Annotated in this window: 21 protein-coding genes; 17 read left to right on the top strand and 4 right to left on the bottom strand. The window is 63.2% G+C overall.

Features of this window, described 5'->3' with window-relative positions:
- The first annotated feature begins 82 nt into the window (after positions 1-82).
- Positions 83-640: a TetR/AcrR family transcriptional regulator gene (locus BMZ10_RS02955; RefSeq protein WP_093458553.1), complete on the top strand. Its 558-nt coding sequence runs from the start codon at positions 83-85 to the stop codon at positions 638-640.
- Between the two features lie 170 nt (positions 641-810).
- Positions 811-1,437 (top strand): TetR/AcrR family transcriptional regulator, encoded by a 627-nt coding sequence (locus BMZ10_RS02950; RefSeq protein ID WP_093458552.1) that lies wholly within the window; start codon positions 811-813, stop codon positions 1,435-1,437.
- A 111-nt stretch (positions 1,438-1,548) separates the two neighbouring features.
- Here the strand turns inward: BMZ10_RS02950 and BMZ10_RS02945 are convergent, their stop codons facing one another.
- A complete protein-coding gene (locus tag BMZ10_RS02945) occupies positions 1,549-4,284 on the bottom strand; it encodes a beta-glucosidase (protein ID WP_093458551.1) in 2,736 nt (911 codons plus the stop codon).
- A gap of 470 nt (positions 4,285-4,754) precedes the next feature.
- On the opposite strand from BMZ10_RS02945, the gene BMZ10_RS02940 reads away from it, so the two are divergent.
- The 12 genes from BMZ10_RS02940 (at position 4,755) to gspD (ending at position 15,048) form a co-directional block, all read left to right on the top strand.
- Positions 4,755-4,982 (top strand): hypothetical protein, encoded by a 228-nt coding sequence (locus BMZ10_RS02940; RefSeq protein ID WP_093458550.1) that lies wholly within the window; start codon positions 4,755-4,757, stop codon positions 4,980-4,982.
- A gap of 83 nt (positions 4,983-5,065) precedes the next feature.
- Positions 5,066-6,790, top strand: a complete 1,725-nt coding sequence (gene gspE / locus BMZ10_RS02935; protein ID WP_093458549.1) for a type II secretion system ATPase GspE — start codon at positions 5,066-5,068, stop codon at positions 6,788-6,790.
- 2 nt (positions 6,791-6,792) lie between these two features.
- Complete coding sequence (gene gspF, locus BMZ10_RS02930) at positions 6,793-7,995, top strand: type II secretion system inner membrane protein GspF (protein WP_093458548.1); 1,203 nt, start codon at positions 6,793-6,795, stop codon at positions 7,993-7,995.
- Between the two features lie 10 nt (positions 7,996-8,005).
- The gene (gene gspG / locus BMZ10_RS02925; RefSeq protein ID WP_093458547.1) at positions 8,006-8,431 is read left to right on the top strand and encodes a type II secretion system major pseudopilin GspG; all 426 of its coding nucleotides are present in this window, start codon (positions 8,006-8,008) and stop codon (positions 8,429-8,431) included.
- A 1-nt stretch (position 8,432) separates the two neighbouring features.
- The gene (locus BMZ10_RS02920; protein WP_093458546.1) at positions 8,433-8,870 is read left to right on the top strand and encodes a GspH/FimT family pseudopilin; all 438 of its coding nucleotides are present in this window, start codon (positions 8,433-8,435) and stop codon (positions 8,868-8,870) included.
- A complete protein-coding gene (locus BMZ10_RS02915) occupies positions 8,867-9,235 on the top strand; it encodes a type II secretion system protein (RefSeq protein WP_093458545.1) in 369 nt (122 codons plus the stop codon). The genes BMZ10_RS02920 and BMZ10_RS02915 overlap by 4 nt, the downstream gene beginning before the upstream one ends.
- Positions 9,232-9,843, top strand: a complete 612-nt coding sequence (locus BMZ10_RS02910) for a prepilin-type N-terminal cleavage/methylation domain-containing protein (RefSeq protein ID WP_093458544.1) — start codon at positions 9,232-9,234, stop codon at positions 9,841-9,843. Before BMZ10_RS02915 ends, BMZ10_RS02910 begins: the two co-directional genes overlap by 4 nt.
- On the top strand, positions 9,840-10,562 hold the full coding sequence (locus BMZ10_RS02905; RefSeq protein WP_093458543.1) for a general secretion pathway protein GspK: 723 nt from the start codon (positions 9,840-9,842) through the stop codon (positions 10,560-10,562). The genes BMZ10_RS02910 and BMZ10_RS02905 overlap by 4 nt, the downstream gene beginning before the upstream one ends.
- On the top strand, positions 10,559-11,590 hold the full coding sequence (locus BMZ10_RS02900; protein WP_093458542.1) for a hypothetical protein: 1,032 nt from the start codon (positions 10,559-10,561) through the stop codon (positions 11,588-11,590). The genes BMZ10_RS02905 and BMZ10_RS02900 overlap by 4 nt, the downstream gene beginning before the upstream one ends.
- The gene (gene gspM / locus BMZ10_RS02895) at positions 11,580-12,233 is read left to right on the top strand and encodes a type II secretion system protein GspM (protein ID WP_093458541.1); all 654 of its coding nucleotides are present in this window, start codon (positions 11,580-11,582) and stop codon (positions 12,231-12,233) included. The genes BMZ10_RS02900 and gspM overlap by 11 nt, the downstream gene beginning before the upstream one ends.
- The gene (locus BMZ10_RS02890; protein WP_093458540.1) at positions 12,230-12,745 is read left to right on the top strand and encodes a DNA utilization family protein; all 516 of its coding nucleotides are present in this window, start codon (positions 12,230-12,232) and stop codon (positions 12,743-12,745) included. Before gspM ends, BMZ10_RS02890 begins: the two co-directional genes overlap by 4 nt.
- Positions 12,742-15,048 carry a type II secretion system secretin GspD gene (gene gspD, locus BMZ10_RS02885; RefSeq protein WP_093458539.1) on the top strand — a complete coding sequence of 769 codons (2,307 nt, stop codon included), beginning with the start codon at positions 12,742-12,744 and terminating at the stop codon, positions 15,046-15,048. The genes BMZ10_RS02890 and gspD overlap by 4 nt, the downstream gene beginning before the upstream one ends.
- 64 nt (positions 15,049-15,112) lie before the next feature.
- Here gspD and BMZ10_RS02880 read toward each other — a convergent pair whose 3' ends face one another.
- On the bottom strand, positions 15,113-16,879 hold the full coding sequence (locus BMZ10_RS02880; RefSeq protein WP_093458538.1) for a S8/S53 family peptidase: 1,767 nt from the start codon (positions 16,877-16,879) through the stop codon (positions 15,113-15,115).
- Between the two features lie 110 nt (positions 16,880-16,989).
- Entirely contained in the window at positions 16,990-17,934 is a 945-nt protein-coding gene (locus tag BMZ10_RS02875; protein ID WP_256214304.1) for a LysR family transcriptional regulator, read from the bottom strand.
- A gap of 111 nt (positions 17,935-18,045) precedes the next feature.
- Here BMZ10_RS02875 and BMZ10_RS02870 point away from each other — a divergent pair, with 111 nt between their 5' ends.
- Both BMZ10_RS02870 and BMZ10_RS02865 read left to right on the top strand, forming a co-directional pair.
- On the top strand, positions 18,046-18,792 hold the full coding sequence (locus tag BMZ10_RS02870) for an SDR family oxidoreductase (RefSeq protein WP_093458536.1): 747 nt from the start codon (positions 18,046-18,048) through the stop codon (positions 18,790-18,792).
- Between the two features lie 34 nt (positions 18,793-18,826).
- Entirely contained in the window at positions 18,827-19,915 is a 1,089-nt protein-coding gene (locus BMZ10_RS02865) for an alkene reductase (protein WP_093458535.1), read from the top strand.
- Between the two features lie 205 nt (positions 19,916-20,120).
- Here the strand turns inward: BMZ10_RS02865 and BMZ10_RS02860 are convergent, their stop codons facing one another.
- Positions 20,121-21,110, bottom strand: coding sequence for an oxidoreductase (locus BMZ10_RS02860; protein ID WP_093458534.1), 990 nt, complete (start codon positions 21,108-21,110; stop codon positions 20,121-20,123).
- A gap of 83 nt (positions 21,111-21,193) precedes the next feature.
- Between BMZ10_RS02860 and BMZ10_RS02855 the strand changes: the two genes are divergently transcribed.
- Complete coding sequence (locus BMZ10_RS02855; RefSeq protein ID WP_256214303.1) at positions 21,194-22,123, top strand: AraC family transcriptional regulator; 930 nt, start codon at positions 21,194-21,196, stop codon at positions 22,121-22,123.
- Positions 22,124-22,148 lie beyond the last annotated feature (25 nt).

Here is a 22,148-nt window from a genome sequence, read left to right as displayed (position 1 = left end):
CTATCTATCTACTGGTAGATATACAATGGCGAGAGATTTTCAGGCTGTCAACGTCTATCTATCGATAGAGAGGTAAATTTTCATGGACACACGTGAAGTCATCATGTCGGCCGCTCGCAAGATGGTGCAGACCCGTGGATACAACGGGCTGAGCTTCAGGGAGCTGGCGAAGGAAGTGGGCATCAAAAGCGCGAGCATCCACTATCACTTCCCCACCAAAGGGGATCTGGGCGCGGCGCTGGCCAAGCGTTACACCGAAGACGGTCGCGCCTATTTGCAGGCGCTGCGCGGCAATTCGGATGATACGGCGGTGTGGATCAAGGGCTACACCGATGTCTTTCGCATGGCATTGGTGGACGATAACCGCATGTGCCTGTGCGGCATCATGGCCGCCGAATATGACGACCTGCCCGCCGAGGTGCGCGCGGAAGTGGACGGTTTTACTCAGCTCAACGTGCAGTGGCTGACCGAGGTCCTGGCCATCTGCCGGCCGCAACTGAACAGTCAGGAGCAAGCGCTCCAGGCCCTGGCGATCTATGCCGCCGTCGAGGGCGCGCAGCTGATCGCTCGTGGCCGGGGCGACATTGGCGTCTACGACACCACCATTGAAACCTATCGCAAGGCCGGGCTTGTGCCTTGACAGCGCTCACGCGCATACGGCCTTGAGTCCGCTGGCTCAAGGGTGCCAGCGGTTTTGAACACGCCACCCAGGCATCGCAAGGCCGACGACACGCCACACTGGCGACCGAGGGGAAAGCTCACGTAAAGTGGGTGCCCTGAACTTTGCCGGTCGTCACGAACAAGGTCGATATGCCAGAACATACGTCAGACTCCCCTCCCCGCACGCGGCGCGCGCCCAAGGGCGAGAAGCGCCGTGAAGAGGTGCTCGACGCCGCACTCGGCCTCTATTCGCTGGAGGGCTACGCTGGCGCGTCGATTGCCCGGATCGCCGACCTCGTCGGCATTTCGGTGGCGGGCGTGCTGCACCACTTCCCCAACAAGGTCGCCTTGCTGATGGCCGTGCTGACGCGGCGCGATGAGGTCAACCAAAAAGTGGCCGACGAGGTCCAGAGTGAACCGACCCTCGATGGTTTCATCGAAGGGTTGCAGCAGATAAACCGCTCGAACGCCACGGCGCCGGGCGTCATCCGGGCGTTCAGCATCCTCAATGCTGAAAGTCTGGTGGACAGCCATCCAGCCTGGGAATGGTTTCAGTCGCGGTATCAGATGATTCATGGACGCATGCGGGCTCGCCTCGATTACCTCGTGGCGGCAGGTGAAGTGCGTGGCGATGTGGACCTGGACGGGGTCATCCAGCAAGTGCTGGCGATGATGGACGGCTTGCAGCTGCAATGGTTGCGCTTTCCAGACAAGGTCGATCTGGTGAAGACCTTCGAAAGCTACATGGCGCAGGTCAAGCGAGAGATTCAGGCGTAAAAGATCGGGGTGATGCCTTGCAACCTGCGTTGCGAAGCAACCTCCCCGACTTCCTATGGCGACAGGACCGGACGCAGACCTCGAGGTCAGCCCCGGCCCCGCGCCCTTCTGTCAGTACGCGGTGTTGCCGTCGTAATCGGCGTTGCCGTTACTGTCGTCGACACTTTCATCCTGATCGAAGACGCCACCGGTCTTCACGGCAGGCAGCGTGACCTTCACCGAGTTCAAAGCCGAACGCGGCAGCGGGTTGCTGGTGGTGGTCGACAGCTCCTGGCGGAACGAGTTGACCAGTTTGGCGTTGAGACGGATGTCATCGGAGGCGGCGCCCACGGCAATGTTGAAGGTGTCGGCATCGACCACCCACTGCTTGCTGGTGTCGTCGTAGTAAGCCAGCGAGCGGTCGTTGAGCTCGATGGTCACGTGACGGGTTTCACCCGGTTGCAGGAAGACCTTCTTGTAGCCCTTGAGCTCCTTGACCGCGCGCTCCACTTTCGGGTTCTGCTGACCCACGTAAAGCTCAGCCACTTCGGAACCGGCACGCTTGCCGCTGTTGGTCAGGTCAAAGGAAACCTTGATCGGCGTGTTGCCCACGGCAACGCCCGGCGTGACCGAGATATTGTTGTAGCTGAACTGCGTGTACGACAGGCCATGACCGAAGGCGAACAGCGGCTTGGTGCCGGTCTTGTCGTAACCGCGATAGCCGAGCATCGTCAGGTCATTCTTGTAGCTGATTTCCTTGAGCGTGCGGGTGTTATCGAAGTGCGGGAAATCCGCGTACAGCGGGTTGTCTTCGATATTGCGCTCGATACTGATCGGCAACTTGCCCGACGGGTTGACCTTGCCGAACAGGATCTCGGCCAGCGCCTGACCACCGTTCTGGCCCGGGTAAAAGGCGTGCAGCGCAGCCGGAACCTGATCGATCCAGTCGCTCATCTTCAGGCCGGTGCCGCCATGCATCGTGACGATGGTGTTCGGATTGGCCTTGGCGATGTTCTGGATCAGCTCGTTCTGGTACTCGGGCAAATCGAAGCTGTGATCGAAACCCTCGCCTTCGTATTCGCTGCTGTTGCCCACTGCCACGACAACGGCGTCGTACTTGGACAGGTCCTGCGGCGCGGTCAGGGATGCCCAGGCCATCTGCACGCCGACCAGGCCGCCCATGGTGGACAGGTAACCGTCACGGCGCGAGTACTCAAGCTTCACGTCGTAGGCCTTGCCGGCTTCCAGCTTGATCTTGCCGGAGACCGGAATGGTCGGTGGAATGCTCTTGTTGGTGATGTTCTCGCCATCGCCGTTGTCGATGATCTTCTCACCGTTGACCCACAGGCGCACCGCGCCGTCGGCACGCACCTTGAACACCTGCTCGCCACTGGTGACCGGCGTCATCTGGCCGCTCCAGCGGATCGAGGTATTGGCCGTGTCGCCGTTGCTTGGCAGATCGTCTGTGGACCAGTCCATATCGACATGGGTGTCGATACGCGTCGCCGATGGATCACCGGACCAGTTGGCGTTGGTGAAGAACTCGGTCTTCAGACCGGCAACGGCGTTGCCCTTGCTGTCGGTGGTGGTCCAGGTCGACGCCGTCGGGTCCAGCGACAGGCCGTCGAGGAACTCGACCTTGGCACCCGGTGCCATCTGCTGCAGACCGCTCAGCTCGCTGACGTAGCGGGTGGCGTCGACGTGGGCACTGCCGAAACCGGTCGGTGGCGCGTACTTGGCCAGATCGCCAACCACGGCGATGCGCTTGACCTTCGACTTGTCCAGCGGCAGGACATCGTTCTGGTTTTTCAACAACACGATGCCTTCACGGGCAATGTTCAGCGCGACTTTGTTGCTGGTCGCGCTGTTCATGTTGTGCGCGGTCAGCGGTGCGAACTTGTCGAACTGGTACAGGTAGATGTTCTTGAGGATGCGGCGAACCTTGTCATCGATGGTCGCCATGTCCAACTCGCCGCTGTCCAGATACGGCTTGAGCACCGAGCTGTTCATCTGGCCGCCCATCATGTCCAGATCCGAGCCGGCCTGCGCCGCAGGCAGACCGTGAACGATGGCGTTGTAGTCGCTTTGCACCAGCCCTTTGAAGCCCCATTCCTTCTTCAGGATGTCGGCGATCAAGTGCTTGTTCTCGCAGGCGTACTCGCCGTTCACCTTCTGGAACGAGCACATCATCATCGCGACGGTGCCGTTCTTGGTGGCCGACTCGAACGGCGGCAGGGTCATCTCGCGCAGCACGCGCTCGGGCATGACCTGGTTGAGGATGAAGCGGTTGGTTTCCTGATCGTTACCCGCGTAGTGCTTGGCTTCGGCCCAGACACGGCGCTGCTGGATGCCGTTGATGACCGCAGGACCGAGGCTTGCGCCCAGGAACGGGTCTTCACCGGAGAGGTACTCGAATGCCCGACCGCTCCACGGCATGCGATACAGGTTCATGCCGGGACCGGTCACGAACTGATAGCCGCCGGTGGCAGTGTCGTAACCCAGCGCGCGGCCGAAGTCGATCGCCCGACGCGGGTTGAACGTGGCCGCAAGGTTCGGGCCGGACGGATAGACCACGCCCGGATCGTTGCCTTCGCTGGTGTAGCGAATGCCCGCACCACCGTCCGCACCGTGGATCTGCGGTACGCCATACTGGGACAGCGGCTTGACGTCCCAGCCACCGATACCGCCGATGTACGCCAGCTTCTCTTCCTGGGTCATCTTGGCCAGGGTTTTCTCGGCGGCCTTGTCTGCACGCACTTCCTTGGCGGCCAACTGCTCCTGGGTGGTCGTTGCCGCATTGGCATGACCGATGGCCAGACTCAACAGCGCCAGTGCCGAATGTGCACCTAAAGTTCTACGGGTTCGCATCAGAAAAAACTCTCCATATATCGCCTGCGCGCAATTGTCGCAGTTGACAGACCACAACCCTTTTATTCAGGGCAATACGTCGCCCATACCGAAGTTCCAAATAGAAACCGCGGACAAAGAAATGTGGCGCACCTGCAAGCAATGAACTTGGGCGATAGGTCAGGTAAAACCAAAGTTACTGGCACAGCGCCAGCCAATACGCGGCGAATCCCCGCGTCATTTAAATTAAGGCAATTGTTTTTAGTTGAAGTCAAACGAAAATATCAACAATGAAAAATATCGGAAATTTTTTGATACAGTCGCTGAACTCTCGCTAAACCTACAGGTCTGTAGGTTTAGCAAAAATGATCTGCAGGCCCTTGAAGCGCCCGGAAACCGGGGGTTTCAGTTGGCTTCACAGCCCAGTAAAAGCGTCTGGGTCAACGCCTGACGTCATCCCAACACTCGTTGCACATCTGGAGAATCACCACGTGAAATTGCCACTATTTGCCGCTGCCGCCGCCATGACCTTTGCAGTTGCCGGCACCACGCTGGCCGCCGAATCAAGCACCACGGAATCGGTATCGGGCGCACCTGACTCGACCGTCATGACCCAGACTCAAAACGTGAAAGTCGATAAGAAACAACATAAGCAAGTTCAAGCGGACGAAAACAAGCGCGGTCGCCCAACGGAACAGTCGTCGACTTCTTCCCACTGAATCAGAACTTATCGTAATCACTTACAATCGATGAGGGGACTTTAAACGGTCCCTTCATAGTTGTCGCTAATTGAAGCCCCGTCGTGTCCGATACTCTCAAACCTGTCCGTCTGGAACAACTGACCGAGCACCCGTCAGAAGCGTTGTGCGCCTGGCTGTTGGCTAATGCCGGACTCAAACCGGGTGATCTGGATCGGGCGCGCCGACTGGCACACGAATCCCCTGGCAGTTCGCTGACCGAACTGCTGACGCGCCTGGGCCTGGTGTCCGAAATGGACATGGCCCGGGCATGGGCGTCGACCCTCGAGTCGCCGCTGCTGATCGCCGACGCAGTGCCGGTGCCCGATGAAACGTCACCCGCGCTGAGCGAGCGCTTCATGCGCCACCAACGATTGCTGCCCATCGGCCGGCATGCCGACGGCGTGCACGTGCTGGCGGCCAATCCCGCCAATGTCTATGCCCTGGAGGCCGTCCGTTACGCCAGCCAGACGCCCGTCTACGTATCGGTCGGTCTGGCCAGCGAGGTCGACGGGCTGATCGAGCGCTTCTACGGCCAGGGCCGTTCGGCCATGGGCTCGCTGATCGAAACCATGGATGAGCACAACGGCGCCGAAGAAGACATCGAACACCTCAAGGACCTTGCCTCCGAGGCGCCGGTCATTCGCCTGGTCAACCTGATCCTGCAGCGGGCGGTCGAGCAGCGTGCGTCGGACATTCATATAGAGCCGTTCGAACACCAGTTCAAAGTGCGTTACCGCATCGACGGTGTGCTGCATGAAGCCGAAGCGCCGCCTTCCAGCTCCTCGGCTGCAGTCATCTCGCGCCTGAAAATCATGGCCCGTCTGGACATCGCCGAGCGGCGTCTGCCGCAAGATGGCCGGATCATGTTGCGCATTCAGGGCAAGGAGCTGGACCTGCGGGTGAGCACGGTGCCCACCAGTTTTGGTGAGTCGGTGGTCATGCGCCTGCTCGATCGCCAGACCGTCAGCTTCGACTTTCCGAGCCTGGGCATGGACGGCGAGCGTCTGCAGAATTTCCTCGACGTGCTGGAAAACCCTCACGGCATCCTGCTGGTCACCGGCCCCACCGGCTCGGGCAAGACCACCACGCTGTATACCGCCCTGTCTCGTCTCAATACCGCCGAGCGCAAGATCATCACCGTCGAAGACCCGGTGGAATACCAACTTGAGGGTATCAACCAGATTCAGGTCAAGCCTTCCATTGGGCTGGACTTCGCCGGCGCGCTGCGCTCCATCGTGCGTCAGGACCCGGACGTGATCATGATCGGCGAGATGCGCGACCTGGAGACCTGCCGCATCGCGATCCAGTCTTCCCTTACCGGCCACCTGGTGCTGTCGACGCTGCACACCAACAGCGCCGCGGCAAGTATCACGCGCCTGCTCGACATGGGCGTGGAAAGTTATCTGATCGCGTCGACCGTCAAAGGCATTCTGGCCCAGCGACTGGTGCGCCGCCTCGACCCGCTGACGCGCATTGCGTTTCAGGCGCCGGCCGAACTGGTGGCCGAGCACGGCCTGGAGCGCTTCACCGATCAGCGCCCGATCATGCTGTACCGTCCCGCCACCGATATGCCTGGCGGTGGCTATCACGGGCGCAGTGCAATCACCGAACTGCTGGTGATGAACGAAGAACTGCGCAGTCTGCTGATGCGCCAGGCAGACGCTGCCACCCTGGAACAGGCCGCCCGCCGGGGCGGACTGCGTACGCTTTATGAAGAAGGGCTGCGTCAGGCCGTGGCCGGCGTGACGTCCCTCGAAGAGGTGCTGCGCGTCACGCGCGGCGATTGATCATGGCCCACTTCAAATACCGGGCGCTGGACGCCGAGGGTGTCGCCCGGAATGGCTCACTGGAAGCTGCCGATCAGCAGGCGGCCGCCACGGCCCTGCAAAAGCGCGGCCTGTTGCTGCTCAGTCTGGAAGCCGGTGCCAGCAGCGGTATGGGTGCTGCGATGCGGCGCAGCGTGCTGAGCGGCGCAGCGCTGGTCAGCTTCACCCAGCGACTGGCCACCCTGCTAGGTGCGGGCCAGCCGCTCGAGCGTGCGCTCGGCACGCTGCTCAGGCAAAACCACGACCCCAGACGTCTGGCGCTGTTCGAGCGGGTGCGCGAACAGGTCAAGGCCGGCAAACCGCTGAGTCAGGCACTGGAAGAAGAGCACGGCCAGTTCTCCAGCCTCTACATCAGCATGGTCCGCGCCGGTGAGGCCGGCGGCTCGCTGGAAAATACCCTGCGCCAGCTCTGCGAATACCTGGAGCGCAGTCAGAAGCTGCGCGGTGAAGTGGTCAACGCACTGATCTACCCGATTTTTCTGGTGGTGGGCGTGTTGGGCTCACTGGCCCTGCTGCTGGCGTATGTGGTGCCGCAATTCGTGCCGATCTTCCGCGATCTGGGCGTGCCGATTCCCTTGATCACTCAAGCCATTCTCGGCCTGGGCGAGTTTCTGAGCGCGTATGGCCTGCTGCTGCTCGTCGCCGTAGTTGCAACCATCTGGAGCATCGCGGTGCTGCGCCGCGACCCGCAACGACGGCAACGACACGACCGGCGCGTGCTGTCCCTGAAAGTCATCGGCCCGCTGCTGCAGCGTATTGAGGCCGCCCGACTGGCCCGCACGCTGGGCACCTTGCTCAGTAATGGCGTCGCCCTGCTGCAGGCCATGAACATCGTGCGCCAGGTCTGCGGCAATCACGCCCTGCGCGCCCAGGTGGAGCAAGCGACCGAATGGGTCAAGGGCGGCGGTACCCTCGCCCAGGCCTTTGGCGCACAGCCGTTGCTGCCAGAACTCGCGCTGCAAATGATCGAGGTCGGTGAACAGGCTGGCAACCTCGACAGCATGCTGCTCAAGGTTGCAGACGTTTTCGATGTCGAGGCCAAACGTGGCATCGACCGCATGCTCGCGGCGCTGGTACCCAGCCTGACCGTGGTCATGGCCGTCATGGTGGCGGTGATCATGCTGGCCATCATGCTCCCGCTGATGAGCCTGACCAGTAACATTTGAGGAAATACACATGACTCGATTCAAATCAGCCCCTGGCCATCGCCAGGGCGGCTTCACCCTGCTGGAAATGCTGGCGGTGATCGTCTTGCTCGGCATCGTGGCAACCATCGTCGTGCGTCAGGTCGGCGGCAACGTCGACAAGGGCAAGTACGGCGCCGGCAAGGCGCAACTCGCCAGTCTGAGCATGAAAATCGAAAGCTACGGGTTGGATGTCGGCTCACCCCCGGCCAACCTCCAGGCGCTGGTCACCAAACCCGCGAATGCGACCGGCTGGGCAGGCCCTTACGCCAAGCAGTCGGACCTGAAGGATCCGTTCGGTCATCCCTTCGGTTATCGCTTCCCTGGCGAGCACGGCAGCTTTGACCTGATCTTCTTCGGCCAGGACGGCCAGCCAGGTGGCGACGGCTATAAAGCCGACCTCGGTAACTGGGAATAACATGCGCGCCCTGCCCCGCACCCGCGGCTTCACACTGTTCGAATTGCTGGTGGTGATCGTGCTGATCGGTATCAGCGTCGCACTGGTGGGGTTCGGCGCGGGCAAAGGTCTGCACAGCGCCGGCGAACGGCGGGCCTTGAGCGAGGTGGTCCAGGCACTGCGCGCGGCGAGGGTGCAGGCGATTGTCACGGGGCAACCGGCGCAGACCCGCTTCGACCTCAGGAACGGCCGATTTCAGGCACCGCTGCAAGCGGTCCGGCACCTGCCCGATGACATGCACGTGCAGCTGCAGACCGCCGACGGACTGGGCGCGGCGTTCGAGTTCTATCCGGATGGCGGCTCCAGTGGCGGCCACTTGCTGCTGACCCGGGGCGACAAGCACTGGCGGGTCGACATCAACTGGCTGACCGGCAACGTTCAGTTGCGCACGCTCAATTGAGCCGCGAGCACGGATTCACCCTGCTGGAAATGCTCGCTGCCCTCGCCGTGCTGGCGGTGTGCAGCAGCGTACTGGTGGTGGCTTTCGGGCAGAGCGCGCGCGCCCTGCAACAGGCGCAACGCAGTGACCTGATGAGCCTGACCGCACGCTCGCTGATGGACGAGGCCATCGCCGGCCGCCTGCAACCGGGTGTCAGCGAGGGGCAATGGTCTGGCGTGAAATGGACATTGAACGTCAGCGCGCTGCCGGTCGCTGATGCGCCGGTGAAGACCTGGCGGCTGGACCTGGAAGTCCGCGACGGCACCCGGCACGCGCACTACAGCACGTTGCAGGTCCGCAGCGCGGGCTCCGGAGCCCGCCCATGAACCGCCGCACGCGAGGCTTCACCTTGCTTGAGGTGTTGGTGGTGCTGAGCCTGCTCGGTGTGTTGCTGACCCTGATAGCAGGCGCGATCACCGGCGCCAATCGGGCGATGGGCAAGGCCGAACGCTACAGCACGCGCCTGGACGAAGTGCGTTCCACGCAGAATTTCCTGCGTCACGTCATCGGTCAGGCCTTGCCGCTGGCGTCAGGCGAACCGGGCGTCGCGCAGCCTGCGGTGTTCATCGGCGAGCCGCACAGCATGCGTTTCTACGCGTCGTTGATGACCACGCTGGGCGGCGGTTTGTATCGGTACAGCGTGACGCTGGCGGCAGGACAGCGCTTGCAAGTGAGCCTGGAGCGTCTGCAGGACCAGCGCTTGCTGCCCGCGCAAGAGCCGCAGGTGCTGATGCACCAGGTGCAGACCGTGCAGTTCAGCTACCGAGGCGTATCCCCTGAGGGCGGCGCAACCGACTGGCTGGATCACTGGCCCTGGCCCGGACGGCTGCCGATAAGCGTGCGCATCGGTGCCCAACTGGCCGGGCCGGTGCCCTGGCCGCTGCAAAGCATCGACCTGCGCCTGGACCTGTCGTCAGAGGCGCGGGCGTTATGACGACGCAACGCGGCGTAGCGCTGCTGCTCGTGCTCTGGGTGCTGGCACTGCTCGGCACCTTGCTCGCAGGCCTGTTGGGTTGGGTGCATCTGCAAAACCGGCAAGCGCTCTGGCAGCGCCAGCACACCCAGGCGCTGCTGGCTGCCGAAGCGGGCGTGGCGATGGCGGTCACGGCGCAACTGGAGCGCGACCCGCAACATCGCTGGCTCGCTGACGGTCAGCCGCACGCACTGCGATTCAACGAGGCCTCGCTGGCGGTGAGCCTGACCAGCGAAGCCGGGAAGCTGGACGTCAATGCCGCGCCGGTCGATGCGTTCGCCCGGTTGGTGCAGGCGTGCGGTGGATCGGCCGAGCAGTCCGGGCAGCTCTCGCAGGCATTGAATCAGCGCCGTGGTGGTGATCGGGCACCGTTGCGCACCCTGGAGGAAGTCCGCGAGCTGCCGGCCATGGACCAACAGGTCTACCTGTGCACCAGCGCCCACCTGACGTTGTGGAGCGGCCTGCCTGCGCCGGATGCGCGGCTGGCCTCGCCCTGGTTGCGCCGCGTGCTGAACCTGCCACAAGGCGGCGCGATCGCCAGCGATGCGGGCCCTGTCATCACCGTACAAAGCCGGGCGACCTTGCCCGGCGGCTTCGGCACGACGCTGAGCGTCACGCTGTTATTGAATCCATCGAAGGAGGGTGTGAGGCCTTATCGGGTCCTGCGCTGGCAAGAATGAAACCATTATTTTTCAAACGGCTCGCGCCCTTCCAGGCCCGGCTGGACAGCCACTGGCGCGGCAGCCGGGTACAGCAGTTGTGGCACGCCTGGCTGAGCGAATTGCAAGCGATGCTGCCCGCCGCTGCCCGTGCGCGCCTGCTGCCGCCGGTACGTGAGCGGCTGATCGACTGGCCGCTGGCGGGTCAGGTTCATGCAGGCGACGATGAGCGCCTGATTCTGGTGTTGCCGGCCAGCATGACGCTGGTCCAGACCCTCTTACTGCCGACCGCCGCCCTGCGCGACCTGCACACTGTCATCGGCTTCGAGCTGGACAAGTACACGCCCTACCCCCGTGACCAGTTGCATTACGTCGCGCGGGTGACCGGCAAGCAAGGCGCGCTGATGCACGTGCTGCTGGTGGCCATTCTGCGCGAGCGGCTGCGACCGGTACTCGATGCGTGCGCTGCACAGGGTCTGGCGCTGCAGGGCGTGGATGGCCGTGACGGTCGTGGCGAGCGTCTGGGCGTCGACTTGCTGCCCGTCGGGCAGAAACCGCCGCGCCACGGTCGCGCGCGATTGCCGGGTTATCTGGCCTTGCTCTGTGGCGCGCTGCTGATCGGCTGCACGGTGCTCTGGCTGGATGCCCGCACGGCCGTGGTCGAAGCGATGCAGCAGACTGTCGACGAGCAACGCCAGCAGGTGCAGCAGGTGCAGAATCTTCGGCGTGAACTGATCAACACTCAGGGCGCCGCACGTTATCTCGCGCGGCAAAAAGTGGCACAGCCAACGCTGTCCAGCGTGCTGGTGGACCTGACCGGATGCCTGGGCGCCGACACCTGGGTCGAACAGCTGGAAATCACCGAGGGCGGTGCGGTTTCCCTTTCCGGGCAGAGCGCCAGAGCGAGCGCGCTGATCACCCGCATGAAGGACTGCAAGACCTTAAGTGACGCGCAGTTCCAGGGCATCATCCAGCCCGACGCCCAGACCGGCAAAGAGCGGTTTTCCCTGCGTGCGCAGTTGCGCAAGGAGGCCGCCAATGCGCCGTGAACTGAGTCCGCGGGAACGCCGTGGGGCGGCACTGATCGTTCTGGCGTTGCTGCTGTGGGCGGCGTGGTGGCTGCTGGTACAAAGCTGGTTCCTCGATCCGCTGAACGCCCTCGACGAGCAGGCCGATGCCCTGCGCACGCAGCAGCAGCGGTACGCCGGCGTCCTGCAACAGCGCGACAGCCTGGAGCAGCAATTGAACGCCGCCCGCCGCGACCCGGCCAGCCGCACCAGCCTGCTGCCCGGCGAAGACCCGAGTGCGGTGGCTGCCGACCTGATGCAACGCAGCCTCGATCTGGTCAGAGGCCACGCCGACCAGGGGCCGGGCTGTCAGGTGACGCAACGCATGCCGATCACTCCGGAGCACGACAGCACCGAGCCCTATCGTCAGGTCAAGGTCAGCCTGACGCTGGATTGCGCCATGGAACCGCTGGCCAATCTGCTGCACGACTTCGAATACGGGCAGCCGTTTCTGTTCATCGACAACCTCAGCCTGCGCCGTGCGACGAATGCGCCCGCCACCGGCGGTGCCGGACGTTTGCAGGTGCATCTGCTGCTGCGCGGCTATCTGCAACAGGCGCCGTCATCGGCGCAGGTCAGATCTGCATCACCCGCACCTGCACCTGAAGAGGAGCCTGAAGCATGAGGTTCGACCGACTTACACTCGTCCTGGGCGCAGGTGCCGCTTTGCTGAGTGCGATGGCGATCAGTCTGGCGATGGGCGCCGGCCGGAGCGTGAACTGGCTGCCCGCAGGCGAAGCCCGTGCCGTCGCATCCGCCGCCCGAGCGCCGACGATCGCGCCCATGCCGACTCAGGCCCTGGCGCTGACGTGGCAGCAGTCGATGTTCAGTCCGGACCGCAAGCCGGATCAGGTGACCGGCAAAAATCAGGCGTCCTCACTCGATGGCGTGGCCCTCAGCGGCGTGGTGATCGACGGGCAGGCCCAATGGGTGCTGTTGCGCATGCCGGACAAACGCAACCTGAAACTGGCCGTCGGCAGCACGCTGGACAACGGCTGGACCTTGACCGGCGCCACCGCGCAAAACGCCACGTTTACCCATCAGGGACAGATCCGTGAACTGCGCCTGCCCCTGCTTCGTCTTCCAGCGCCTTCGAAAGCGCCTCTCATTACCCTTCCAGACGTACCCAGACCATGAACAATCGCTACCTTGAGTTTCCCCGTTTGCGCAGCCCTCTGTTGTGCCTGGCCACCGCCGTCGCGCTGGCCGGTTGCGCCACCACGCCGGAGCACTTCGACAACGACCCGGCGCTGATGCAGGAAGCACTCGATGGCACCGGCTCGCAGCGAGCGCCGCTGGCCGAACCTGAACCGATGCCGAGCCAGAGCAACGCGACCGCCAGAACGGTGCCGCGCCAGCAGATCATCCGGGGCAGCCAGACCTTCGTGCACAGTCCGGCCCCTGCGGCGGGCTCCCGCGGCCCCGCGCAGGCAGACGGCGATATCGTCTTCAACTTCACCAATCAGCCCATCGAAGCGGTGATCAACAGCGTGATGGGCGACCTGCTGCACGAAAACTACAGCATCGCCCAGGGCGTCAAAGGTGACGTCAGCTTCTCCACCTCCCGCCCCGTGAACAAGCAGCAGGCGCTGTCGATTCTGGAAACCCTGTTGTCCTGGACCGACAACGCGATGATTCGCCAGGGCGAGCGCTATGTGATCCTGCCCGCCAATCAGGCGGTGGCCGGCAAACTGGTGCCCGAGATGCCCGTGGCGCGGCCTTCGAGCGGATTGTCGGCGCGGCTGTTCCCCCTGCATTACATCTCGGCCACCGAAATGCAGAAGCTGCTCAAGCCCTTCGCGCAGGATAACGCCTTCCTGCTGGTCGACCCCGGCCGCAATGTGCTGAGCCTGGCCGGTACGCCGGATGAGTTGGCGAACTATCAGGACACCATCGACACCTTCGACGTCGACTGGCTCAAGGGCATGTCGATCGCCGTGTATGGCCTGCAGCGGGCCACCGTCGGCGAACTGATGCCGGAACTGAAAAAAATGTTCGGCCCGGACAGCGGGATGCCGATGGCAGGCATGGTGCGTTTTCTGCCCATCGACCGCACCAACTCGGTGGTGGGGATTTCCGCGCAGCCGCGCTATCTGAGCGAGGTCGGTGACTGGATTCACACCATTGACGAAGGCGGCGGCAACGAGCCGCAGATGTACGTCTATGACGTGCGCAACATGAAGGCTGCCGATCTGGCCCGATACCTGCGACAGATCTACGGCAACGGCCAGATCAAGGATGACAGTGCCGCCCGGGTCGCACCCGGCCTGCGCACGCGCTCATTGTCCTCGCTCAATGGCAGCGGCGGCGCGATGGGGCTCAGCGGCACGGGCCAGGGCATGGGGTCAGGGATGGGTTCAGGCGTCTCGTCCGGGATGGGACTGAACGGCAGCAACGGTAATCAGCAAGGCACTTTGCAGCAGAGCGACGAGGCGATGGAGAGCGAGGACGGAGCCGACGATGATGCCGGCGGGGTCGAGGGCACTGACAGCGAAACCGCCGACACGCAGTCCGGCGCCAGCAAGCGGCTGGACGACAGCACGCGCATTACCGCGCAGAAAAGCAGCAACCAGTTGCTGATCCGCACCCGTCCGGCGCAGTGGGCGGAGATCGAATCGGCCATCAAACGGCTGGACAACGCCCCCATGCAGGTGCAGATCGAAACGCGCATTCTGGAGGTCAATCTCAGCGGCGAACTGGACCTGGGCGTGCAATGGTATCTGGGCAAACTGGCCGGTAACTCGTCCAGCACCACCGTCGCCAACGCCTCCGGCAGCCAGGGCGCGCTGGGTGGCGGCGGCGCCGGCCTGGGCGCCACCGACGCGTTGTTTTACTCCTTCGTCAGCAACAATCTGCAGGTGGCGCTGCACGCGCTGGAAACCAACGGTCGCACGCAAGTGCTGTCGGCCCCGTCGCTGGTGGTGATGAACAACCAGCAGGCGCAGATTCAGGTGGGCGACAACATTCCCATCAGTCAGACCACGGTCAACACCAACGTCTCGAACACTACGCTGAGCAGCGTCGAATACGTGCAGACCGGGGTCATTCTGGATGTCGTGCCGCGCATCAATCCAGGCGGTCTCGTCTACATGGACATTCAGCAGCAAGTCAGCGACGCCGACAACACGGCCGCCTCGGACAGCAATGGCAACCCGCGCATTTCCACCCGTTCGGTGTCGACGCAGGTTGCCGTGCAGAGCGGTCAGACCGTGCTGCTCGGCGGCCTCATCAAGCAGGACAACAGCGACACCGCTTCATCGGTGCCGTATCTGGGGCGCGTGCCGGGTTTGCGCTGGTTGTTCGGCAGCACCAGCAAAAGCAAGAAGCGCACTGAGCTGATCGTGTTGATCACCCCGCGCGTCGTGACCAGCAACAGTCAGGCGCGTCAGGTAACCGATGACTATCGTCAGCAGCTGCAACTGATCAAACCGACGCTCTAGGTTCAGACAAAGGCTGGCTGCCGCTCGCATGGGGCGGCAGGCGCATCGCGGGTGAGCCGATGACTCAGCGCACGCGGCCGCGACTTTCCACTGCCAGATCCAGCGCTTTCTGCATGTCCAGGCGCGCGGATCGGCCCACGTCTTTGTCGTCGAGCCGGAAGCCGCGTTCAGAGGGCAGGATCGGTGCCGTCAGGTCTTCGGCGTCCATGGGTTCGAAGTCATAATTGTCGCCGATGGCCATCGCGCTGCGCCGCAGCAGCATGCGTAACTGCTCGGGCGTGAGTTGCGGATTGATCGACAGCATGGCCGCCAGCAGGCCGGTGACCATCGGCGTAGCGTACGACGTTCCACAGTGCACCGCGCCTGTCTCGCCGGACTTGACGGTGGAGGCATGAACACATGCGGCCGCGGTGATGTCGACGCGCATATCAATGTTGGAGGAACTGCGCTTCACCGCATAAGTGGGCGCATCCACGGGCACGTCGGCTTGCCCGCTGCGCTGGTGGCCACCGACCACGAGCAACTGATCGGTCACGAACGACGATGGCAGACGGTACTCATCCGTGCCGGAAAAAGATGACCCGTTGCCGGCGGAATTGACCACGATCACGTCCGGATGCGCTTTGCGCAGCCACAGGAAAAACTCTTCGAGCAGCTCTTCGTAGCCGCCCATTGCGATGCCCGAGCGCAGCAAGGAATCCACGTCGTCGCCGTCGACATTTTTCGCCCCGACCCGGTGAATGCCCCAGCTCCAGTTGAGCACCCGCACGCCGTCTTCCACCAGATTCACCGAGGCGGCAATGTTGGCCGTTATCCCCGCATCGGAGTTGCGCTCCACGATGACGTCGAAACCGCCGCCCGCCTTGTCCAGTCCACGCAGAAATCCGGTGTTGCCGCCATCGTCCCAGTGAGCCGCGAGAATACCGGTGACGGTAGTGCCGTGAGCGTCCGGTTTCTTCGAATCTCGGGCATACACGCAGGTGCGCGGCGGCGCACAATTGCCCACGTACTCGGCGAAGTCGGCGGTGTCGAAATCAACGTCGCGCTCGATCAGTCCCACCCGGATCGGTTGCGGCTGAATCGGCGCCTGCCGGGCCGGAACACGTCGCCGGTAATAATTCACCGCGTCGAGAAAGCGGTTGGCCGCCCATTCATCGGAGTCCACCGACGGCCTGGCCGGGTCTGGAGCGGGACTGACGCCCTCTTCGGTTTTCTCCGCAGCCGACTCCTCGATGACCACCGCATCGACACTGGTTTCGCTGCCCAGACGCAGCACCAAAGCGTCGCGCTGCACCAGGTCCGTGGCGGGCAGACGTAACTGATACAGGTTCAAGGGTGCGATGCTGCCGACGACCGTTGCGCCGTATTTTTTCGCCAGCCTTTCAGCCTCGGGACGTCCGTCGTGGTCTTCTTCGATCACCACACTGACCAGATCGACATAGGTGGTCAGGCCGTCCATGTTCTTCGCGACTTCGTCAGGGCCGGCGGCAACCACGTGACTGTTGCGCAGCGTCAGCCAGGTCGCGTTGCTCGACCGTGCCCCGTCTCTGAGATAGAGCGGCCCGCTCTGGCGTCCATGGCTGTCGACCTGCACGCGCAACCGGTCGCCGTCGCGCTCGACAGCAGTGGCCGACAGCGGCTGACTATCGAGGTAAAGGGTCGGGGTTTGCGCGGTCATGCCCTGAACGTTCAGGCACCACTGTTGGTGTTGATTGTCCAGCAGATCACCGCACCGTTTCAGGCTCTCGATACGCAGCGGCTCCTGCGCCCACGCCGGGGAATTGACGACCAGGGCGCACAGGCCGACATAAACGGCAGAACGAAAAACCATGGGCCAGAACTCTCGATAACGATTGTGCTGTTACGACTGGCACCTCGCACGCTTCGTTCAAACGGGGAATTCGCGTCATGTGCTGAACGCCGCGCGGGGGTCGACTCAGCTCAGTCAGCCCCTGGCATGTGTGCGGCCACCGCCTGATCCCAAGGTGCCGGCGATGGGAAGACCTCGGCCAGAAAAGCCAGGAACGCCTTCACATTAGGGCTGCCCCTGCGGCTTTCCGGCCACAGCGCAGTGATCGGAAACCGCTCCATGATCAATTGCGGCAACACCGGCACCAGTTCGCCGCGCAGGACATAAGGCGCGGCCACGTAATTCGGGGTGATGCCAATGCCGCCGTCCGCCGCCATCGTCGCTGCGACCGCATCGCTCAAGTCAATGGTGATGCCCGCCTCGGGGATGACCTCCTGCGAACGCTCTCCTTCGTTGTACGTCCAGCGCAGCGCCTGCCCGGAACTCTGATAACGGAAATTCACGCAGTCGTGTTCGCTGAGTTCCGACGGGTGACGCGGCGTGCCTTTGCGTTCGAGGTAACGCGGCGAGGCGAATGCGCCGGTGCGGTGCGGACCCAGATGACGGCTGATCAGCCGTGAGTCCGACAATTGCCCGACCCTGATGAGGACGTCGATGCCCTGTTCGATGATGTCCGAATACTGATCGCCAAGGCGCAAGTCGAGGGTGACGTTGGGGTAACGCTCGCGGAATCGCGGCAGCGCAGGCGCAAGGATGTTCAGGCCGATGGGCAGCGGAGCGGTGATTTTCAGCGTGCCGGAAGGCTCTGCCCGCGAGGCGACGGCGGCCTGATCGATCCCCTCGACCTCATGCAGGATGCGCATCGCCCGCTCGAACAGATCACGACCCTCCGGCGTCAGCGTCAATGAGCGCGTCGTGCGGGTGAAGAGTTTTAGGCCAAAGTGCTGCTCCAGCCGCTGAACGCTCTTGCTGATGGCTGACGGGGACACCGACAACGCCCGCGCAGCTGCGGTGTAGCTGCCCAGGGACGCTGCGCGCGCGAACGCGATCAGGCCGGTCAAACGCTCTAAACCCATTTGTTCCTTCATGGCACTAGTAAAGCGACTTCCAGCCCAATTATCAATCCTTAGGTCACGCTTTAATCTCACCTCCATCGCACGCCACATCGGCGTTCCAAGGAGATCGACATGACCAAGACTTTCGCTACCCCACTGTTCCCCTCGAATCTGCAAGACCAGACCGTCGTTATTTTTGGCGGGACATCCGGCATCGGCCTCGCCGCCATTCAGGCAAAAGCCGCTGGCGCGGCAGTGATCGTCATCGGCTCGAACGCCGAGCGAGCCAGACAAGCCGCCGAAGCACATGGTCTGGCAGGATGGCGCGCGGCTGACGTCACTCGCAGTGAAACGATTTACGCGGCGGTCTCGGACATCGCCCACGTCGATCATCTGGTGCTGCTGGCGGGCAGCTTCGTCGCAGGCCGCGTGCTGGATGCCGACATCGATCACCTGCGCCGCGCATTCGAAGAGCGCATCTGGGCGTCCATCCACGCCATTCGGGCGTTGGGCGACAAGCTGTCGAAAAGCGGCTCGATCACCTTCATTTCCGGCAACCTCGCCGACCGTCCGAACGCCTATGGCACCGCGGTGCTGGCCGCAGCCTCGGCCGCCATGGAGGCCATGGCCCGCGGCATGGCGCTGGAGCTTGCACCAGTGCGCGTCAACACGCTCTCTCCCGGTCCGATCAACACACCGATTCTGGGCAAGGCGCTGGGCGAAGGGCGTGATGCGTTCGTGGCGTCGCTGGAACAGACACTGCCTCTGCACCGCCTCGGTTCGGCTGAAGAAGCCGGCAACGCCGTGGTGTTTCTGATGGCCAACACCTTCATGAACGGCGCGGTGCTCAACATCGACGGCGGCGCCCGCCTGGTTTAAGGCGCCCTTGCAAATGACTCAGGAGATTCTGCCAATGACTTCGCTGTTCCAATCCCTGCAGATGGGCGCCCTCTCGCTGCCCCACCGCATTCTCATGGCCCCGATGACCCGAGGCCGCGGCACCCGTGAGCACGTACCCACCGAGATGATGATCGACTACTACGCACAACGCGCCAGCGCCGGACTGATCATCTCCGAGGCGATCGGCATCAGTCAGCAAGGGCTGGGTTGGGCGTACGCCACCGGCATCTGGTCCGGCGAGCAGATTGCCGGCTGGAAACGAATTACCGACGCGGTGCATGCCAGGGGCGGACGGATCGTCGCGCAACTCTGGCACATGGGCCGGGTCGTGCACCCCAGTTTCCTGCAAGGCGGGCAGCCGGTATCGGCGTCCGTCACCACCGCGCCCGGCCTCGCACACACTTATGCCGGCAAGCAACCCTACAGCGCGGCAAGGGCGCTGGGCACCGATGAAATCCCTGCCTTGCTCGAGCAGTTTCGCCAGGCGACCCGCAATGCCATCGAAGCCGGCTTCGACGGGGTGCAGGTTCATGCCGCCAACGGCTATCTGATCGACCAGTTCCTACGCGACAGCGGGAATTTCCGCACCGATGGCTATGGGGGATCGATCGACAACCGGATTCGACTGTTGAAGGAGGTCACAAAGGCGGTGGCCGAGGTCATCGGCGCTGATCGGACTTCCGTTCGCCTGTCGCCCGGCAGTTATGATCAGGGTGTGCGCGACAGTGACCCGGAACCGTTGTTCGTTCGCGCCGCGCAGGTGCTGTCCGATATCGGGATCGCTCATCTGGAGCTGCGCGAACCGCCCATGGATGGCACATTCGGCGCGTCGGAACGGCCGCCGATGGCGCCGGCCATTCGCCGCGCCTTCAAGGGCGTGCTGATCCTCAACTCCGATTACGACATTGCCCGGGCGCAGGCGGCGGTTGAATCCGGACTGGCGGACGCGATCGCCTTCGGTCGTCCGTTCATCGCCAACCCGGACTTGCCAGCGCGCCTGAAAGACCAGTTACCACTGTCGCAAGACGATCCGAGCACCTGGTTCACCCAAGGCGCCGAGGGCTATTCCAGCTATCCGTATTACGGCGCTACCGAGGCCTGATCTTGCATGCGGTGACAATGGCACCTGTGCGCCTCCTGGCCAGCGTCAGCTTTGATAGCCCGTCGACAAGGCCCCTGCCTCCCCTACAACGTGGAGGCAGGGGCCTTCGGCCGCTATCGATCGGGTGCACTGAGCCGGTAGACAGCGAGGCATAGCGCATTTTGTCGCCCCCTGTGCCTCAGCGCGGACGGCCATCGACGCCCGTTCACCTTTCCATGTCACGGGACTTGGCCAGGCTCAGCCCCGTCCATTGCTGCGACAGCTGCCACAGCCGTTCGGCGGCGTCGGGGTCGGACGCCCATTGCGCCACGCCTTTACGGCCGATTTCCGGCTGATTGACCGACGCGATGTTGCAATCCTCGCAGTACACCCCACCCTTGCCGTCCAGCGCGGGGCTCGTGGCGCACCAAAGCCCGGTCGCTGCGCCTTGTTCCAGGGTTTTCAGGCCTGCCTGCGGAGCGACCTTGTACTGGCCATTCTCGTCGAACACGTCGAACGCTTCGATTTCGCTGCTGCTCAAGTGGCGCGCCAGGTCAGTCAGAATTTGCCCCGGATGCAACGAGAACGCACGGACGCCCTGCTCACGACCGCGCGTGTCGAGTGCCATGGCGAACAGCGCGTTTGCGGTCTTGGACTGACCGTAAGCCACCCATTTGTCATATGGCCGACGCTGGAAGTCAGTGTCGTCGAAGTCCATGCCTGCGATCTGATGCCCACGGGACGACACGGCCACCACCCTGGCGGATCCCGCTGCGAGCAATGCCGGCCATAGCCCGCACGTCAGGCGGTAATGCCCCAGATGATTGATTGAAAACTGGCTCTCATGCCCCTCGACGTCACGGGCAAGCGGCGATGCCATGACACCGGCGCAGTTGATCAGCAATGAAACAGGCTGACCTCGGCCGACAACCCGCGCGCAAAACACACTCACCGAGTCCGCACTGATCAGGTCCATCGGCTCGACCACTGAGCCGTCGATGCCAGCCAGTGCAGCGCTCGCCCGTTTCGGGTCTCTGGCCGGGACGATGACCCGGGCGCCAGCTGCGGCCAGGTGTCGCGAGGTGACCAGGCCAAGGCCGGAATAGCCGCCGGTGACGATTGCCAGTTTCCCACGCAGGTCTACACCCGCCATGACTTCGGCAGCGGTGCTGGCGGCGTCGAAGGGGGATGCAAGGGGGGATTGAAGGGTGATCATGAGGTCTCTCCGCGTCTTTCTGAAGCGTTGATTCTTGGTTAATATCACTGGACGAAACAGCTCAAATAATCCGGATTTCTATCGTGATCATCCAGAACCCACTGTCCGACCCACTCTCTGATGTGCTCGCCCTCTCAGGTCTGCGCGCTGCCTGTTCGGTCCGGCTGCAAGCGGGCGGCGACTGGGCGTTACGCTTTCAGCCCATCGAATTGAAATTCAACGTCGTGCGCCGCGGTGCATGCTGGCTGCGCGTCCGTGACCGGCCTGCGCGTCGCCTGCGCGCCGGGGACTGTTTCGTGGTGTCACGCACACCGTTTATCTTGTCGAGCACGGCTGACATGCAGGCCATCAACGCCTCGGAGGTGTTCGCGGAGTCTGGCTCCTCTGCCATCTACGGCGTGGGCAATGACGTCGAACTGCTGGGCGGCAGCGTGTCGCTGTCCAGTCCTGGCGCGGCCGATCTGCTGGAGTGGCTGCCGCCGGTGATCATCATCGAGGCCAGCGCGAGCGGTGCCTCCTCCTTCGCCTGGCTGCTGGATGAGCTGGACCGGGAATGGCAATCCGCGCAAGCCGGCGCCTACGCCATGTGCAACGACTTGCTCAGGCTGATTTTCGTCCATGCACTGCGCCACCACATTGTCACGGCTGACCTGGCCGAGCTGGCCTGGCTGGGCGGCCTGCGGGAACCGGCCATCGCCAACGTGATGCGGGCAGTGCACAGCGCACCGGCGCATTCATGGAAACTGGCGGAAATGGCGGCGATCGCGTGCATGTCACGCTCGGGCTTCGCGGCGTTGTTCAAAACGCGCGTCGGCCAGACGCCGGTGGAATACGCTACCCGATGGCGCATGCAGGTAGCGGCTTCCCGGCTGTGCAACGGCGTGGACACGGTCGCGACGGTGGCCGATTCGCTCGGCTACCTGTCCGATGCCGCGTTCGGCGTGGCCTTCAAGCGCGTGCATGGGCAATCGCCCGGGCAATACCGCCGTCACCATTGCTCTCGAAATCTTTGAACGACAACGAGTTGCGCGTATTAAT

This window comes from Pseudomonas sp. NFR16 (assembly GCF_900108875.1).
Lineage (GTDB): Bacteria > Pseudomonadota > Gammaproteobacteria > Pseudomonadales > Pseudomonadaceae > Aquipseudomonas.
Note: the sequence above shows the minus strand (reverse complement) of the source record. Positions and strands in the feature narration are given on the sequence as shown.

Coding starts and splice junctions, on each gene's coding strand:
- BMZ10_RS02955 (WP_093458553.1), top strand. CDS start 83: ATGGACACACGTGAAGTCATCATGTCGGCCGCTCGCAAGATGGTGCAG.
- BMZ10_RS02950 (WP_093458552.1), top strand. CDS start 811: ATGCCAGAACATACGTCAGACTCCCCTCCCCGCACGCGGCGCGCGCCC.
- BMZ10_RS02945 (WP_093458551.1), bottom strand. CDS start 4,284: ATGCGAACCCGTAGAACTTTAGGTGCACATTCGGCACTGGCGCTGTTG.
- gspF (WP_093458548.1), top strand. CDS start 6,793: ATGGCCCACTTCAAATACCGGGCGCTGGACGCCGAGGGTGTCGCCCGG.
- gspG (WP_093458547.1), top strand. CDS start 8,006: ATGACTCGATTCAAATCAGCCCCTGGCCATCGCCAGGGCGGCTTCACC.
- BMZ10_RS02920 (WP_093458546.1), top strand. CDS start 8,433: ATGCGCGCCCTGCCCCGCACCCGCGGCTTCACACTGTTCGAATTGCTG.
- BMZ10_RS02910 (WP_093458544.1), top strand. CDS start 9,232: ATGAACCGCCGCACGCGAGGCTTCACCTTGCTTGAGGTGTTGGTGGTG.
- BMZ10_RS02905 (WP_093458543.1), top strand. CDS start 9,840: ATGACGACGCAACGCGGCGTAGCGCTGCTGCTCGTGCTCTGGGTGCTG.
- BMZ10_RS02900 (WP_093458542.1), top strand. CDS start 10,559: ATGAAACCATTATTTTTCAAACGGCTCGCGCCCTTCCAGGCCCGGCTG.
- gspM (WP_093458541.1), top strand. CDS start 11,580: ATGCGCCGTGAACTGAGTCCGCGGGAACGCCGTGGGGCGGCACTGATC.
- BMZ10_RS02890 (WP_093458540.1), top strand. CDS start 12,230: ATGAGGTTCGACCGACTTACACTCGTCCTGGGCGCAGGTGCCGCTTTG.
- gspD (WP_093458539.1), top strand. CDS start 12,742: ATGAACAATCGCTACCTTGAGTTTCCCCGTTTGCGCAGCCCTCTGTTG.
- BMZ10_RS02880 (WP_093458538.1), bottom strand. CDS start 16,879: ATGGTTTTTCGTTCTGCCGTTTATGTCGGCCTGTGCGCCCTGGTCGTC.
- BMZ10_RS02875 (WP_256214304.1), bottom strand. CDS start 17,934: ATGGGTTTAGAGCGTTTGACCGGCCTGATCGCGTTCGCGCGCGCAGCG.
- BMZ10_RS02870 (WP_093458536.1), top strand. CDS start 18,046: ATGACCAAGACTTTCGCTACCCCACTGTTCCCCTCGAATCTGCAAGAC.
- BMZ10_RS02865 (WP_093458535.1), top strand. CDS start 18,827: ATGACTTCGCTGTTCCAATCCCTGCAGATGGGCGCCCTCTCGCTGCCC.
- BMZ10_RS02860 (WP_093458534.1), bottom strand. CDS start 21,110: ATGATCACCCTTCAATCCCCCCTTGCATCCCCCTTCGACGCCGCCAGC.